Source organism: Pantoea sp. EKM103V (assembly GCF_011800365.1).
In the GTDB taxonomy this organism is placed as follows: domain Bacteria; phylum Pseudomonadota; class Gammaproteobacteria; order Enterobacterales; family Enterobacteriaceae; genus Pantoea; species Pantoea anthophila.
In genome coordinates, this window is the sequence record NZ_JAALFQ010000003.1 from 43,677 (window position 1) to 58,996 (window position 15,320).

Here is a 15,320-nt window from a genome sequence, read left to right on the forward strand (position 1 = left end):
TTTATAAAATGGAAGCGATAAAGAATTATCACTTCCATTTATTTTGAAGTGTTTATTTATTAATTACATTATCAAAGATATGCATCCATCGCTTAAGTTGCAGTTCCGTATCCCGGATGCCTTCTTGTGAGTTGAAGTCACCTTTTTGAGGAAAGAACATTACTCTCCATTCTGGATACTGAACATCGTCTACTGCGATGTAAAAGCCTGATTCTCTGAAATCATGAGTGCGGTCGAGTTCTTTGTTGATACCAGCCCGTTCTCTCGTAGTAGACAAATTGTATCGCCACTCTTTGATTGCTGAGAACGGATAGGTTTTTTGTTTGTTCTCTTCCTTGAGATGGATCAGTCCCCGTTTTTCATCGAGCTTCATAGCAGTTGGACCGAACTCATGGCTCCACATGCCGTCAGACTCTCCGAACACATCTCTGGTGCTGGCATTCCACTTCTTAATTCGGAATTTTTTGTAGGCAAACATCAAGAGCATGATGCTTGCGAAGACCCAGATGATTGCAAGCTGAACCAAACCTTGTATACCCAGGAAGTAAAAAATGATGATTGGTAAAGCGATAGCTATCCACACTCTTTTCATCAAAAGAAAGTTGGGCTGTTTTATTTCAGTCATTGTTGTCATAGAACCATCCGGTATTGTTTCGTTGGATTCAGAGCGCACTCATCCATCAGCTAGTTTTGCTGATAAATCAGTGAGCTATATCGCTTCGTTTGAAGTTACATTACGGCTAGGAATGAGTGTCTAGCAAATCATTTGTACCGATCGATCGCTTTGGTTTGATAGTCTATAGCTATCATGTGTATTTTATCGATCAGTAATAACGATCGATCGTTTTTGTCTATCAATTTGAAAAAAATGAAAAAATTTATCGAGTTTGACTTAGTAAGTAGTTTTAACTCACTGAAAACTAGCTCTTTAAGGTCGTTTGAAAACGTTTTTTATCGCTGAGTTTTGAAAAGTTACCTCAGAAATCTCTGGTGTTTCGGAGTTGCCGGTTCGTATTGCTGTATAGATGACATTTCTTTTGAGAGGATTGAGAATCGTTGAACCAATGGCTTTTAAACCGTCAACAAGCTCGTCAAGGTAAGGTATCCACTGCAACCAGCGAGATCGCATATGTTCTCTGGAATTTGCCTTAAGGGGTGTAGCTGTGGGAGGAACTTCAATGGGATTCGAAACGTTTTCATTGTCGGCAATCGATTCAGGAGCAACAGCCTCTATTGGTTGAGTGACGGTGATTCGTTTACTCATGTTTGACCAACTGTATGCCTTACCGAGCTGTGATGCCTTAAAAGCGACTCCCTGATGCTCAAATGAAAAACCGTTCATCTTGCCAGTAGATGCGATGTTTGCTGTCGCTGATATGTTTTGCTTTTGTAATTCATATATGAAGTCTTCGATAGTGATGGTATCGAAGAAGGTGAGGATTGCATCTATAGCTTCCTGTATCACTTTTTTAGAAGGTTTCTCCCCGGTCCTGTCCTGCATCATCTTTTCGTTACGAGTGAGCTTCTTTTGCTTCTGTGGCTGTTTAGCAGGAGAGGGACCTTTAGTTCGTGTGAGCTGATGATCCCCTTCAAGGTCTTGAATGATTCTGGTGCTAACGAGATTCTCGTTCTTACCCAAGTAAAGTTGGCCATCTACTAAAACGTTTATACGGGAAGCAATGATGTGTATGTGCTGACCAGCTTCATCATTGTGTAGGACATAACAACGAAGGTGAGTGTCACAGAAGCCCATTCTCTTCATGTAGTCGTCAGCGATGTTCTTCCATTGTTGATTTGTGAGTGATTCACCGACTGGGAGACGAAGGGAGTTATGCCAAACTGGTTTAGTAACATCCTCTCTTAGCTTCTGAGTGTTTGCGAACTCAGCGATAAGCTCGTCTACAGTGATGCCCACAAGATTGCCACCAATCACTACTGGTGTAGTCATGTGATGAGGAGCAGGGGCAAGCGCATACGAGATGACTCCTCGGAAGTTTTTACCCCTTTTTATTTTATTCATGCCCTTCATCAGCGATGATCACTTTTCAAGTGTCAGCAGAGCATCTCTTACATGCGACAGTTTCAATTTTAAAGCGCTTACTTCCTGCGATAGTGGCTGAGCATCTTCGCCTCTGCGAAGCAGGAACGAAGTAAGATCATTAAGTTTCTGTAGGGAACCAGTAAGCTCCTGCCAAGCTTCTTTGTTGATTTCGGGAACAGAAGGGGGAAGTTGCTTGAGAGCTGAAGATCTCAGCCAACAACTTCTGCTTAGCTGTCCTCTGAACTGGTTTACTTTGCTCAGCTCAATCTCATTTAATCTAACAGTTACTGTATATCTGCGAAGGCGGTTAGGGGGTAATTTTTTGATAGAAGGATCATTGGTAAATGAAGAAGGAAACTCATCGTCGAATATAGTAATGTTTTTTTTCATATCAACTCCTTTTGATATTTTCATTAATAGCATATCCATATGCTAACTATAATAAATACCATAAAGATCAATTGCGTCAATGGCTTGGGTTTAGTGTTTTTTTGGTTTGATCTTTCTTTTTCAACCGAAGGGCAGAAAAAGCAAGGCAACTCAAAGATGCGGAGCATCTATGAGTTAGCCCTTGCTTAACTTAATTAAATAAAGTTTTAAATAAGGCTATTGACATGTTGTTACAGGATGATAAATAAATGCAAGGAGGTGCATCAATGAAAAATATTATTTATGTTTTTACAGTAATTTTTTGGAGTTATTTAGGTGAGGTGCTTATCTATGTAATTCCAAAAAGCTTATATTTGGAATTGCATCCTGAGTGGGAAGCATACAAAGATTTCGATGAACTTTTGAAAAGCGGACCGCTATTTTTGTGTTTTTTTATATTTTGGTTCATTCCATATATAACGCTAACTTTCCATTTTATATTTAATGAAAGGTCAACCAGATTGTTTTTTTTCATACTAACTCCTATTTCTATACTCATTAGTCTCACTGGTGCTTGGGTGTTGTCATTTTTTTCTTAATAAATATACAAGCAACAATAAAATCCATTGGAAAATAGTGGCTAACACAGGAATAAAAGTGTATTTAACAATAAAGTTCTGGTTGTTAGCATTGTCCTCAATCTTCAGAAATGAAATTATATGCTGAACTATAAATCTTGAAGTAGTAGTGTTGTTAATTTCAGCATCCATGTCGAGGCATAATTTTTTACAAAGAGGTGGGGCGATCCTTTTTAAGTAATTCTGTGCAACTGACAAATCATTTTGTTTTAGATAATGAATAGATAAGATTAAAAGAACATTCGTAGAGGATGGTGTTTTTTCAAGTAATTCAATTAGTGAGGCTATATCCTCAGAGGAAAGTTTATTTAACTTCCAGTAATAAAATTCTTTCCTAATTGGATTATCTCTTACTAAAGGATTTTTATCTGCTAAAATCACATCTGCTTGCTTATTTGATAGTCTACTTAACATCAAAATAGGATAAATATTAAAGACTTCGCCCTCATCATAAAGATTATTGTAGAAAATATCACTACTGAATGAGTATTTTTTATTTTTAAAGTCGGCAATTGCACCATGATTGTCATTATAGGTGCTTTCCCAGAAAAGATTTTCGCCGTTTACTTTTCTCTCAAACCACAATACAGCGTGCCCTGGTAAATATCTAATGCGAGTTTCAATTTTATTTTGTTTAGCAATATCGTAAAGAAGGTAGACATTAGAGTCACAATCTGATTGGTTCGATGAAAGGTCAGAACCAATATCTACAGAATCTTTATATGAGAAAAGATCACCTAGCAATTTATTTGCACAAGAAAGAAAATCAGATTTGTTTTTTTTAAATTTAGAGCATATTGAGTTTACTGAATTGAAGTAAAATATAGTGTTAATTTTTGCTAAATTGTATTGCTCATGAGTTATCAATCCATAGTCTAAATCCATCTTTAGAAGGCGGCCTGTTAGCGATCCTACATTGTCGTAATTAAGGTGGTTGTTTTTTTTCTGCAAGTGACTGGTAATGGATATTGCTTTATTTTCATATCCGGCATTTCTTTTAATGAAATAAAAGAATGCACAAATTGAAATTATTATTGGGATTAATGCGATTGAGAAATATTTAATTGATTTTCTTCTCATGATTTAAGCCTGTTGTTATAAACGCTTTAGATGAACAATTTAATTAACGTAATTTCAGTAATGTAAAATTTCACATGAATATTATGGTGGCATCTATTGGGATAATTGCTTAAAAAAAATCCTTATACGTATTGGAAGAGAAGATCAAATTTTACAGTTAAATCAGTATGTTACTCGTAAATTAGTGATTAATTAGAATTTAAAAAAATCAATCATTTTTGTAATGATTTTGGAGAAAATTATAAAATTTTAATAATGAATTTACAATCTTCATTTCGAGGATTAAGATAAGTGAAATAAGAATATTCTGTAATTTTTAGTGAAAAAGAACAATAAAATCATTGGTTTAATCGTTTTCAGAGTTGGGTTTATTTTTTTAGTGATTTATTACGGTTTGAAACTGAGAAGTTAAGCTTTAGTACCATAATATTTTACTATCTGGATGATAATGTTATGCAAAAAAACATATCAAAAACAATGTATTCTGAATGGGTGCTCCGAAACAGCCTCTACTGGATGAGCACTGTCGCTCGTTGGAAGCTTGATGAAGACGATGAGCACTGGCTCGTCTCGTTCGAAGATTGGAACGACGAGGTTGAGTTCGAGTTTGAGCGATTGCTGAATGATTACAAGCTCAGGGATAAGCTTCAGGCACAAACCGGCCAAGTCAGGGCTTCTATCATCGACAATGTTCTGAGGAGTATTGATTCGAGACTCTCTCAATGAACACTATGCCATTCAACTTTGACCGCCTGAGCAATGGCAAAGTCTTCATCAGCAATTTTGCTGGCTTTCACAGCTTCGTCGATCACGAAGAGCTACATCTTCTTGCTGATAACAAATTTCCTCCAGAACAAACAACCTCGAAGCTACTTGAAAGCCGATTGTTCATTGCTGACGATGCAACTCAGGCAGTTTCAAAAGCCTCACTGAGTTCTGCCTTTGCCAAGCGACTGATGAACGAACTGGCCGTCAGACCAATCTTTATGATTGTGCCGACTCTCAGGTGCGATCACACCTGCAAGTATTGCCAGGTCAGTAGAGCATCGGTCACTGCTGATGGTTATGACCTCAACCCTATACTGATACCGCAAATCGTCAGCACTATTAAGAAACTTGGCACTCCGCCGTATAAGATAGAAGTGCAGGGAGGAGAACCGCTTCTCAGGTTCGATCTCGTCCAGTCAATTTATGAAGAGTGTGTGAGTTCCTTAGGTAGCGATGCTTTCGAAATGGTTATTGCCACGAGTCTCTCAATACTCGATGAAAGCATCCTCTCTTGGGTTAAAGAACGGAATATCACCTTTTCTGTCTCTCTTGATGGTAATGAAGCCGTCCACAATAAAAACCGTATCCTCACAGACTCTCAGGCTCACAATAAAGCAGTCACGGGCATTAGAAAAATCACAGAAGAGCTGGGAGCAAATCGTGTAGCAACGGTCACCACAGTGACTAAAGAGCTAACAAAAGAACCAGCTTCCATAGTGGATGCCCATTTGTCTCTTGGTCTCACTGACATGTTTATCAGGCCCGTTAGTCCCTATGGATTTGCTCAGAAGCAGAGCTTCACTTTTTCAATGCCTGAATATTTTGAGTTTTATAAAAAGTTAATGCAGGAAGTGTTGCTTCAAAACCAGAAGGGTATACCTGTCGTTGAGCATTCGGCCTCAATCCATCTAAAGAGAATTTTCAATCCAGGCTTCAGTGGTTATGCAGATCTGAAATCACCAAGTGGAGTCGTGCTGAACTGCATCCTGTTTAACTATGACGGCAAGGTCTACGGTAGCGACGAAAGCCGTATGCTACAGAAAGTAAATCCCGAAGCAGATTTCAGTGCAGGAGAGTTTGCTTCACTCTCATTCAGTAGTAACGAATACTACCGTTCCGCTCTCTCATCATCATTCAACTTTGCCATGCCAGGTTGTGAAACCTGCGCATATCAGCCTTTCTGTGGAGCAGATCCGTGTCAGAACATCAGTGTTCATGGCGAACCTGTTGGTGACAAGAGTCGGTCAACCTTCTGCCAGTATCACAAAGGGATGTTCCGCTTCCTACTGAATGAAATCTCTCAGGATGGACCAATGGCTGAGATGCTCAAAAGGTGGGCTTATGTCTGAGGTGCTGAGAAACGATATTTTCCGGTTTTCATCAGACTTACCAGTTCAGCAAGGCTTCTATCGCCTGTGCAAAACCAAGCCCGAGAATCCTCAATTCTATCTGCCAAATTTGCTTGTCACTGCAACACAACTCGACTCCAGACTGCCTGCATATTTTGCAGACTCGGTTGTGAGCCAGGAAATTTTCGATTCCATAGAAGATGGGGACATTGGGATCGTCAACAACGGCAACATGCTCCGGGTGATACTGTCCCGTAGAGCAAACCACAACACTGTCCTTGTGACTGAAAGGTGCAACAATAGTTGCCTGTTTTGTTCTCAGCCTCCTAAAGCTGGAAACGATGACTGGCTTCTCAACCAGTCAGCTCTTGCTATCGCTTCCTTCTCTCTGAATGGAGTAGTGGGAGTGAGCGGGGGAGAGCCTTTGCTCTATGACGAAGACTTTCTGCATTTTCTGGACTTCATAATAGAAAACTCTCCTGACACAGCACTGCATGTTCTAACCAATGGACGCAAGTTTGCGGATGTCAGCTTTACCCAGCAGATGAAAGAACGAAGCGATAAGATCAAAATCACTTTTGGCATTCCACTTTATTCTTCAAGAGCATCCGTGCACGACTACCTGGTCGGAAGTGAGGGAGCATTTGATGAAACAGTCAGAGGACTGATCAATGCTGGTAACTCAGGTATCAACATCGAACTGAGAGTCATCCCTACTCAGGCAAACTACAGCGAGCTTGATGACATAGTAGAGTTTGCTGGTCGTGTGTTCTCGAACATTAACCAAATCTCCCTGATGGGGTTAGAGTCGATTGGATGGGCCCGTAAGAACTGGTCATCAATCTTCATAGAGCACGACAACTACAGCGAACAAATTCTTTCGGCTGTGGACACTGCACACAGGTCAGGTATCCCTCTTACCATCTTCAATTACCCACTATGCCATCTTCCTGAAAGGGCGTGGGGTTTTGCAACTCAGTCGATCTCTGACTGGAAAAATTACTATCCCAAAGAATGTGATGAATGCACTCAGAAGTCTTCCTGTGCTGGTTATTTCAGTTCATCAAAAGGCCGTTTTCATCAACCTCCGAGACCAATAATATGAAAAAGTTTAATTTCGCAGCTCTGCTTCCTGGATTTTTGGCTCTTAATAACTCTGTTTGGGCAAGTGATTCATCTACTGGTGCCAGTGACTTACCTGGTATGACTCTGAACGAACATGATTTGGTGATAGCACCGCTCAACACCGAAGTGCCGTTCTACATTGCAGGACACAGAAGTCACAGTTCTCACCGTAGCCACAGCTCACACCGTTCCTCATCAGGCGGTGGCTACTATGGTGGAAGCACTCCTTACTATCCCAAAACATACAGCTCCCCTAGCACCTCTGACTCATCCAGTTCAGGAACTCGTTCGTCGTCATCCTCCTCTGTCCGTTCACTTCGTTCTAATGACACAGATAGAACAACCACAACAAATTCAGCAGGAACTAAAGGTGCCAACCGAGCAAGTGGTGGGCTGACTTCGGATACAGAAAAACGTAAGCGGTTGATCATGAGAGTGCAGTTCGCCTTACTCGATAAAGGTTTTTACAACGGTAATATTGACGGGAGTATGGGACCAGCCACAAGGACAGCAATCAAGAATTATAGGGTTGCGAATGGATTGCCTACTCCAGTAAGAGAAACATTAGACACTCAGCTATTGAACTCCTTAAATATACTGGCCCGATAAGACATTGGGAGTAAATACAATGAAGATAAAACTTTCAATTTATAAAGCAAAAAGAATTACTGATGACATTGATCAGGTTTTGAATTTGGAAAAAGTCCAAAAACCTATTGAATTTGAAATGGATGATGCAAGAGCATACCTTTATGCAAAGCAAATTTCTGACCCAGTGCTACCTGAATGGACAACTTTATTTACAAGCCAAAAGGTAGACATAAAACCCGATTTTTTCGGTATGAATAGTAGCACTGGAGCAGTTCTGGTTGTTGAGGTTGATAACACAAGATATCTTATTCCGTTTGGAACTGGTCATCATTTAATCAATGATAGTAGCATTGTCAAAGGTTTTGGACTGAAAACAACCCTTAAATGTATTGAGCATAAAAAAATCCGTAGTCTGGATAAAGGTAGTCATAACGAAACCAATCTTCTAACTCGTAGTCAAAGTAGTAAAGAAGTCGATATATATAATCTTAAAATAGATTCTGAGATGGATATTCTCACAACCCTTACAGGCACTTCCACTGAAGATGTTTTAGGAAATAAAATAACTGGGAAAGATGCTTTTGTAGTAATGCCTGATGTTGAATTGAAAGCCATTCCTGAATTGTTATCTAAAATAAACTCTATTTATCTTTTACCACTTCCTGAAGAATTCGAGTGGGTTAATAATATTAAAGAAGCCGACGAAGAAGAAATTGAAATATTGGATCTCATTTTAATTGAAAAAATAAAATCAAGAGAATTTAATGATGTATGGATTGGAGAGCCTGAAATCGTAGACTGGGAAAATCAAATAGGTTATTGCTTCGAGAAGAGACAACGATTTGTACATGAAAACTTGTCAGTAGAACAAGTTTGTGATTTTTTTGACAGTAAAAATACAGAGATAACTATTGATAATCTTAAAAAAAATTACCTGCATGTTTTGAATGCCGATTTTGAATCCATAAAAAAATGGTCCCTATATAGATGCTTTTATGCTGAGATAAAAGAGGGCGACCAAAACTATATTTTAAGAGACTCGATATGGTATGTTGCCGATAGAAAGTTTGTATCTAACATCGATGATGAGTTGAAAAAGATTCAACATTATGAAGAGTCAAATAATTTACCTATCTACTCTTATAATAAAGAAGAAGATTACAATGAAAAAGTTTGTCTTGATAACAAGTCATTTACACTTATGGACCAAAAATTTATTTATCACGGTGGGGGTAAAAGTAAAGTTGAATTTTGCGACTTAATAAATGGGGCATCAGACTTCATTCATGTGAAATATTATAGTGGTCCGCAAAGTATGAGTCATCTTTTCTCACAAGGATATGTCGGTTCTGAACTCTTTATAAGCGATATTGAGTTCAGAAGTAAACTTAATGAAAAACTTCCTGACCATATTAAATTAATTGATCATACAAAACGACCAGATGCCAAAAAATATAGATTAGTCTTCGCCATAGCTACGAAAAAAAACTTGCCTGAAGATCTTCCTCTATTTTCAAAAATAAATTTAAAGAACTTTTATAAGAGTATCAGTAATTTTGGATACGAAGTCAGGATTTGCAAAATTGATGTAGATCCTGAAATTTATAAAAGGAAACAATGTAAACCGCAAAAGAACAAGACCTAAGATAATTTATTAATGTCAGATATCTTGGTAAGTTCACTAAGGTAATCTTGTTTATTCCTAAGAAGCCAATGGAAAACATTAGGGTTTTCGAGTATTTTTTTGATGTGTGAGATAACAATCGTTAGCTTCAAACTATTGGAACCGTAGTTTTCTTTTATCTTTTGTGTATCGAAATGGACCTGAGCCATCTCTTTTTCAAGTCTTTCAATTGCTTTTCTATTACCAGATCTCTCATCAGTGTTAGGTTTACCTTTGTCGTTTAAAAGCTCAGGTGATGAACTGTGATAAAGCGATTGAGCAAAAATCTTTGAATAATTATCAAATTTTATCATTAGGTTTGCACATTCAATTTGCCTAAAAGGAATCATTCTTTTTAAGATCATAAATGTGTTCTTAGGTATATCTCTATCATTAAATAACTCTATAACCTCAGGGCATATGCCTTTAAGAACTGATAGATTACTTTTTAGTGAATCGGAGCTTATATTCAAGGCTGAACAGAGCATGTCTTCAGGAACTCCTACTCGAACAGCTTCTTTTAACATTTTCTGAATTTGAATGATTGTTATTCTATTAACTTTTTTGTTGGGAGTATAAGTGTCGTAAACAGTTGAAACGAGACAAGCAACTCTTTCTTCTCCAATATCTTTTAATGCCTCAACTCTCAGATGACCATCAAGGATTTTTGCAGTGCCATCAGCCCCATCAATGTAAACCAGTATAGGTTCGACTAATCCAAGTGCAGATATCGTGCTCTTTATTTGTATGTATTTTTGGCTGCTTTTGTAGTTGGTAGGAAGTTTCTTAGTATAAATAAGATCACATAATCTAAAGCTGACCGTTTTTTCATTAAAGCAGTATTTAATCATTTTGGCCTCAGCAAGAAGTATTTTTCATTATAACTTTTACTACTTCATTTAAATTCTCTTCGTATAAGATTTTACTAAACTCTTCGTTATCAGATAGCTCTTTAAATATTTGACTGGCTATGAGTAAGTTTCTCTCAACATATTCAGCTTTATTTTTAATTTTTCTATGCTGTGAAATATTATCTTGATATATCTGTTTAAGCTCATCAGTAGTGAGTTTTTTCTTTTTCTTTGCAACTCCGAAACTATTGTTCAGAAATCCTTTCAAACCTTCATCTCGGGAGTCCAATATATCTCTTATTTTACCAACATCTTTATGCTTAATTAAACCTTCATCAAAAGCTTTAATTAGTAATTCTTGTCCACCTTCGAAATCTACTCTGGCAATTTCAACTGCAAGCGAGATTGGAATGCTTCCTGATTCTACAGCAGATAATAGTTTGTTTTCTCCTTTGCTAATTAGCATAGTCAGGCTGGTAATCCAGTGCAATGATAGGCCAGTAGAATAGGATATTTCTTTGTTAGATAAACCTTGCTCATTCATTTCTTTTATTCGTTGGAACTGCTCACCCGCTCTTGGTATTACACGAGCCATATTTTCAACCAAACTCATTATGTATGCTTTGTTTTCATCAATGTCCAGTATGAAAGCAGGTATTAGCTTTTCTCCCAAAGCTGTGAGTGATTCAAGTCTACCTTGACCACAAATTAAGGCGAATTCATATTTTCTATCCGAAATCCTTCTTACTGTTATTGGCTTTCTTAATCCACTTGTGTCGATACTATCTGTTATCTCAGCATGTTTGAATTTGTTCCGAGAACGAGGGATTACAACTTTTATTTTTGATATTTCAAGCATATGAATTTGATCGTCGTTCATTTAGGCTACCTCTATTTCCGCAGTTGAAAGCATATCAAAGAATGTCCTGATATTATCAAATCTATACATTTCGAATAGAAGGTTATTATTCTCTTTTAGACACAACTCATTTTCAAAACTTTCAATTGAAGGTAGGATGTAATAATCTACAGGTTCGGTATTAAGGCTGTTCATTCTTGCAATTACACTAACTTCGGGATTTAAGCTCCTGTCTAATCTAACTATCCATCTACATTTTCCAGAACCCATTTTTCGACATCGAGACAGTATTATGGAAAAGGTTAAACTTTTGTTTATGGTGATTAGTTTGTTATCTAATATAGATACATCGCTATTATTAATTTCTTGGTGTATTTTATTCACAATGTTGTCATGTTTAATTCGTAAGGCTGAGTTTATTTCTAAATAGCGGTAATCCCGTTCGGGTGTGTAATTTATCAGCTTATATGCTGGAAGAAGTCCTCCAAAGCGGCTTGCTACTACACTGCTTGATGGGCCATTATCCTCTTCATCAATGATAAAGCCTGATATTTTTCCATGAGTCGAAAGGATCTTTTTTAAAAAATCAAGAATCTCTTCATTGCTCATTTTTATTGAGCGGTTATCGATAATATCTTTCGCTAACCTGAATTTTTCTTCTGAAATTATGGGTTTGAAAAAGGAATTATACTCAATCCAATCCTCTTCAGGATTGTGAACTCTTTTAGTTTTAAGTTTCTGAGATGTTCGATTATATGTATACTTACCAGTATAGCGATTATTTATAAGCACAGAATGTATCCGGCTTCGTGTCCAATCCGACCTGTCGCTGTATTTATATCCTTCTTGGTTTAATTTTGAAGCGATGAGATACTCATTTAATCCTTCAAAGATGAACATGTTAAATATTTTCTTTACTAAGTCTGTTTCCTTTTTACTGCCTGGCACTAAAACTATCCTATCTGTTTGCAGACTCTTTCTCTCACCATTGTTGAGTATCATTTTTGCTTTGTTATTATTATCAAGTAATTTTCTTTTAAGTCCGTATCCAGGCACTCCACCTTGATAGTATCCTCGCTTAACAAGATTTACATGTCCGGCAAATACTTTTATTGAAAGGTTTTTACTAAATGCTCCCGCAGCATACATAAGTGATGAGAGTATGAATGTCTCAGTATCACTATTCGCAGGAAGATTTTCAGCACAGTAGATAACATCTACCTTATTCATTTTTAATAGATATTTATAGTAAATGCCTTCTTGTGGATCTTTAAAGCGACCAAAACGACTAACATCATATACAAGTACAGCTTCAATGTTAACTTCCTTGGTGAGTATGTCATTGATTAACTTGTTAAAATCATGCCTCCCTGACGTTGATACACCGCTTTTTCCTGCATCATCGTAAGTATGCAAGATTTCCATATTGTGGTCGTCAGCATATTTTTTTATGAACTGAGCTTGGTTATCTAACGAAAACTCCTGAAGATTTGTAGACATCCGTAGATACTGTGCTACTTTAACTTTCTGTTTTTGCTCTATTTTATTATCCATTGCAGTGCCTTGGTGCAACTGTGGAATATTGATTTGTATAAAAATTGATCAATTCTTTGTCAGTTGCAACTCTTTTTTCTTTTCTCATGGCATATTTTCAAATGGTCCATCTCTCAACTTCTATGTGAGAGTAAGTGCTTAAGTTTGTGGGAGTTAGGACAGTATGAAACAAGAAGAATTCATAGAATTTCACCTTAAAATGTGAATCAATAATAGGGCGATTTAAAGATGAGAAAGCCACATTGTGAAAGAGTCAGGAGAAAAATATTTTTTGTATAATATTGCTTAGTTGATATTGAGGATAAAGATAATTGAATAAATCAAAGGCGAAAACATCAATCTTTATATTCGATGAGACTACTATAAGAATTAAGTAAAAATATCAAAAAATATTTCTCTTTAGTTATAAATTAATTGAGTGGGTTTGACTTTTATAAAAAATCAGATTAATAGTTTATATGATTTTCGATTAAAGAGGGGGTTTATTATGGATAAGAAAGAAATAACAGGTGATGATATAAAAGAAGTTGTGGTTAGGCTTGGAGAAACTACATCACAATTACTTGTTGAAAGAGGAGTATATGACCACTTCACAGAATTTCCAGGGTGGAATATAGTAATCGATGTTTTTTGGAAACATTTTGAACTTGAATTTGCTGAAAAGGCACTGTTCATAATAAATAACTTTGATTTATCAGGTTATTATACCGAAATAAATGGTGAGATTGAGCGTTGGATCGTAAAAGAATTGTTTGATAATAATTTTGAGAGCAACCTTGAGGAAATGCTGGTCAGAAGAAGGGTGAAAGAAGAAAAATTTAAGGTAAGTAGTATATTAAATCCTGATAATGGTGAGCATGATAATTTTAGGAAAAGATTATAAATTATCTAAAAATAATTTTCCTGTGATATATAAAGCCAAGCATTGATTGCTGGCTTTATTTGGTTTGAAGTTATTGGTCTGAATCGCGAAGTTTCTTACCACAAACATCAGATTTATTTCGATATGCTCATGAGTAACCTTTTTTTAATTAACTTACAAAGGGAAGCTTTAAATTCTTAATAGATATTCGCAGCCCACATTGAGTTATCGATTATAAAATATTAAATACGTATCGTTTGCTATTCACTGTTCTGAATGCTGAATAGAGAAGGAAAAAGGTGTCTGTGCTTCTTCTTTACAAGCTTCCAGATAGTCAGCCCACCATTGCAACATGAGCCTCCGTTCTTCCAAATGCTCCGCTTTATGTATGTAAGCAGCCCGGACACTGTTGCGTTCCTGGTGGCTCATTTGTCTTTCCACAGCATCTCTCGACCATAATCCCGATTCGATTAGGGCACTACATGCCATAGTCCTGAAACCATGCCCGCAGACTTCTACTTTCGTATCATAGCCCATCGTCCTGAGTGCTTTGTTGACAGTGTTTTCACTGATAGGTTTGTCGTCCCCTGTAAAACCAATGAACATAAGTTCTTTGTTACCACTGATCGTATGAAGCTCTTCCATAAGTGCTTTGGCTTGTGAGCTTAATGGGACCAAATGAGGCGTTTTCATTTTTGCCCCTCTTGCAGAATATTTTATCCCGTTCATAGGTTGTCGCTTTCCGGGGATAGTCCACAGTGAATTTTTGAGATCGACTTCTGACCAGCGAGCAAATCGCAGTTCACTCGAACGGACAAAGGTGAGGAGTGTTAACTGCACTGCAATTTGGGTAATGCCTCTTCCTTTATACGCTTCTAAACGATTCATAAGCTCTGGCAATCGTTCCAGAGAAAGGGCAGGGCGATGAACACTTTTAGTGGAAACAACAGCACCAGCGAGGTCGTTTGCAGGATTCTGTTCAATCAAAGCATTATGAACGGCATACCTCATTACCGCCGTAATGCGCTGTTGTAAGCGGGAAGCCAGTTCATGGTGTCCTGAAGCTTCTGCTTTTTTCAAAGGAACCAACAAATCACGAGTTTTTAGCTCGCTGATATTACGTTTGCCGATGACAGGGAACACATGGGAAACAAGGCTGTTCAAAACAGTTGTTCTATGACTTTCTGACCAGGTTCTGTTACTGGTATGCCATTGTCGTGCAACTTGCTCAAATGTTAGCAAGCCCTTGCTCTCAATCTTTTGCGCTTTTCGCTTCTCACTTGGGTCTACATGGTTTGCAACGAGCTGACGAGCTTCATCTCTTCGTCGTCTGGCTTCGGACAATGAAACCTCAGGATAGACACCCAGTGCGAGTATTTTCTGTTTGCCAGCGAAGCGATACTGGAAACGCCAGTATTTGGAACCACTTGTGGTGATCAAAAGATGCATACCATTACCGTCTGTCAATTTGACAGGTTTATCAGAAGGCTTTGTATTTCTTACTGTTAACTCAGTGAGCGCCATACTAAAAACCCTCTTCTGATGGTATCTGCATTATCGAACTTAAAAT

The 15,320-nt window shown here is 37.5% G+C and carries 14 protein-coding genes; 6 read left to right on the forward strand and 8 right to left on the reverse strand.

Annotated elements, in window-relative coordinates:
- Positions 1-52: 52 nt before the first annotated feature.
- The 4 genes from HFD97_RS09160 to HFD97_RS09175 form a co-directional block, all read right to left on the reverse strand.
- The gene (locus HFD97_RS09160; protein ID WP_167431321.1) at positions 53-634 is read right to left on the reverse strand and encodes a DUF4755 domain-containing protein; all 582 of its coding nucleotides are present in this window, start codon (positions 632-634) and stop codon (positions 53-55) included.
- Positions 635-928: 294 nt separating this feature from the next.
- Entirely contained in the window at positions 929-2,020 is a 1,092-nt protein-coding gene (locus HFD97_RS09165) for a relaxase/mobilization nuclease domain-containing protein (protein ID WP_167431322.1), read from the reverse strand.
- Positions 2,021-2,038: 18 nt separating this feature from the next.
- Complete coding sequence (locus HFD97_RS09170; protein WP_167431323.1) at positions 2,039-2,431, reverse strand: hypothetical protein; 393 nt, start codon at positions 2,429-2,431, stop codon at positions 2,039-2,041.
- A 563-nt stretch (positions 2,432-2,994) separates the two neighbouring features.
- Positions 2,995-4,128: a hypothetical protein gene (locus tag HFD97_RS09175; protein ID WP_167431324.1), complete on the reverse strand. Its 1,134-nt coding sequence runs from the start codon at positions 4,126-4,128 to the stop codon at positions 2,995-2,997.
- 453 nt (positions 4,129-4,581) lie between these two features.
- On the opposite strand from HFD97_RS09175, the gene hxsD reads away from it, so the two are divergent.
- From hxsD to HFD97_RS09200, 5 genes are read left to right on the forward strand one after another with little or no spacing between them, the layout of a single operon-like run.
- Positions 4,582-4,854: a His-Xaa-Ser system protein HxsD gene (hxsD, locus tag HFD97_RS09180; RefSeq protein ID WP_167431325.1), complete on the forward strand. Its 273-nt coding sequence runs from the start codon at positions 4,582-4,584 to the stop codon at positions 4,852-4,854.
- Positions 4,851-6,245 carry a His-Xaa-Ser system radical SAM maturase HxsB gene (gene hxsB / locus HFD97_RS09185; protein ID WP_167431326.1) on the forward strand — a complete coding sequence of 465 codons (1,395 nt, stop codon included), beginning with the start codon at positions 4,851-4,853 and terminating at the stop codon, positions 6,243-6,245. Before hxsD ends, hxsB begins: the two co-directional genes overlap by 4 nt.
- Entirely contained in the window at positions 6,238-7,350 is a 1,113-nt protein-coding gene (gene hxsC, locus HFD97_RS09190; protein WP_167431327.1) for a His-Xaa-Ser system radical SAM maturase HxsC, read from the forward strand. The genes hxsB and hxsC overlap by 8 nt, the downstream gene beginning before the upstream one ends.
- Positions 7,347-7,979: a His-Xaa-Ser repeat protein HxsA gene (hxsA, locus tag HFD97_RS09195; RefSeq protein ID WP_167431328.1), complete on the forward strand. Its 633-nt coding sequence runs from the start codon at positions 7,347-7,349 to the stop codon at positions 7,977-7,979. The genes hxsC and hxsA overlap by 4 nt, the downstream gene beginning before the upstream one ends.
- A gap of 19 nt (positions 7,980-7,998) precedes the next feature.
- Entirely contained in the window at positions 7,999-9,606 is a 1,608-nt protein-coding gene (locus HFD97_RS09200) for a TIGR04141 family sporadically distributed protein (protein WP_167431329.1), read from the forward strand.
- On the opposite strand, the gene HFD97_RS09205 is transcribed toward HFD97_RS09200, so the two are convergent.
- The 3 genes from HFD97_RS09205 to HFD97_RS09215 are packed head-to-tail and all read right to left on the reverse strand — an operon-like array spanning position 9,603 to position 12,888.
- A complete protein-coding gene (locus HFD97_RS09205; protein WP_167431330.1) occupies positions 9,603-10,475 on the reverse strand; it encodes a plasmid partitioning protein RepB C-terminal domain-containing protein in 873 nt (290 codons plus the stop codon). The genes HFD97_RS09200 and HFD97_RS09205 overlap by 4 nt on opposite strands.
- Before the next feature lie 7 nt (positions 10,476-10,482).
- On the reverse strand, positions 10,483-11,355 hold the full coding sequence (locus tag HFD97_RS09210) for a ParB/RepB/Spo0J family partition protein (protein WP_167431331.1): 873 nt from the start codon (positions 11,353-11,355) through the stop codon (positions 10,483-10,485).
- Positions 11,356-12,888 carry a recombinase family protein gene (locus tag HFD97_RS09215; RefSeq protein WP_167431332.1) on the reverse strand — a complete coding sequence of 511 codons (1,533 nt, stop codon included), beginning with the start codon at positions 12,886-12,888 and terminating at the stop codon, positions 11,356-11,358.
- Between the two features lie 487 nt (positions 12,889-13,375).
- On the opposite strand from HFD97_RS09215, the gene HFD97_RS09220 reads away from it, so the two are divergent.
- Positions 13,376-13,771, forward strand: a complete 396-nt coding sequence (locus HFD97_RS09220; RefSeq protein ID WP_167431333.1) for a hypothetical protein — start codon at positions 13,376-13,378, stop codon at positions 13,769-13,771.
- A 243-nt stretch (positions 13,772-14,014) separates the two neighbouring features.
- On the opposite strand, the gene HFD97_RS09225 is transcribed toward HFD97_RS09220, so the two are convergent.
- Positions 14,015-15,274, reverse strand: a complete 1,260-nt coding sequence (locus HFD97_RS09225) for an integrase arm-type DNA-binding domain-containing protein (protein WP_167431334.1) — start codon at positions 15,272-15,274, stop codon at positions 14,015-14,017.
- Between the last annotated feature and the right edge of the window lie 46 nt (positions 15,275-15,320).

Coding starts and splice junctions, on each gene's coding strand:
- HFD97_RS09160 (WP_167431321.1), bottom strand. CDS start 634: ATGACAACAATGACTGAAATAAAACAGCCCAACTTTCTTTTGATGAAA.
- HFD97_RS09165 (WP_167431322.1), bottom strand. CDS start 2,020: ATGAATAAAATAAAAAGGGGTAAAAACTTCCGAGGAGTCATCTCGTAT.
- HFD97_RS09170 (WP_167431323.1), bottom strand. CDS start 2,431: ATGAAAAAAAACATTACTATATTCGACGATGAGTTTCCTTCTTCATTT.
- HFD97_RS09175 (WP_167431324.1), bottom strand. CDS start 4,128: ATGAGAAGAAAATCAATTAAATATTTCTCAATCGCATTAATCCCAATA.
- hxsD (WP_167431325.1), top strand. CDS start 4,582: ATGCAAAAAAACATATCAAAAACAATGTATTCTGAATGGGTGCTCCGA.
- hxsB (WP_167431326.1), top strand. CDS start 4,851: ATGAACACTATGCCATTCAACTTTGACCGCCTGAGCAATGGCAAAGTC.
- hxsC (WP_167431327.1), top strand. CDS start 6,238: ATGTCTGAGGTGCTGAGAAACGATATTTTCCGGTTTTCATCAGACTTA.
- hxsA (WP_167431328.1), top strand. CDS start 7,347: ATGAAAAAGTTTAATTTCGCAGCTCTGCTTCCTGGATTTTTGGCTCTT.
- HFD97_RS09200 (WP_167431329.1), top strand. CDS start 7,999: ATGAAGATAAAACTTTCAATTTATAAAGCAAAAAGAATTACTGATGAC.
- HFD97_RS09205 (WP_167431330.1), bottom strand. CDS start 10,475: ATGATTAAATACTGCTTTAATGAAAAAACGGTCAGCTTTAGATTATGT.
- HFD97_RS09210 (WP_167431331.1), bottom strand. CDS start 11,355: ATGAACGACGATCAAATTCATATGCTTGAAATATCAAAAATAAAAGTT.
- HFD97_RS09215 (WP_167431332.1), bottom strand. CDS start 12,888: ATGGATAATAAAATAGAGCAAAAACAGAAAGTTAAAGTAGCACAGTAT.
- HFD97_RS09220 (WP_167431333.1), top strand. CDS start 13,376: ATGGATAAGAAAGAAATAACAGGTGATGATATAAAAGAAGTTGTGGTT.
- HFD97_RS09225 (WP_167431334.1), bottom strand. CDS start 15,274: ATGGCGCTCACTGAGTTAACAGTAAGAAATACAAAGCCTTCTGATAAA.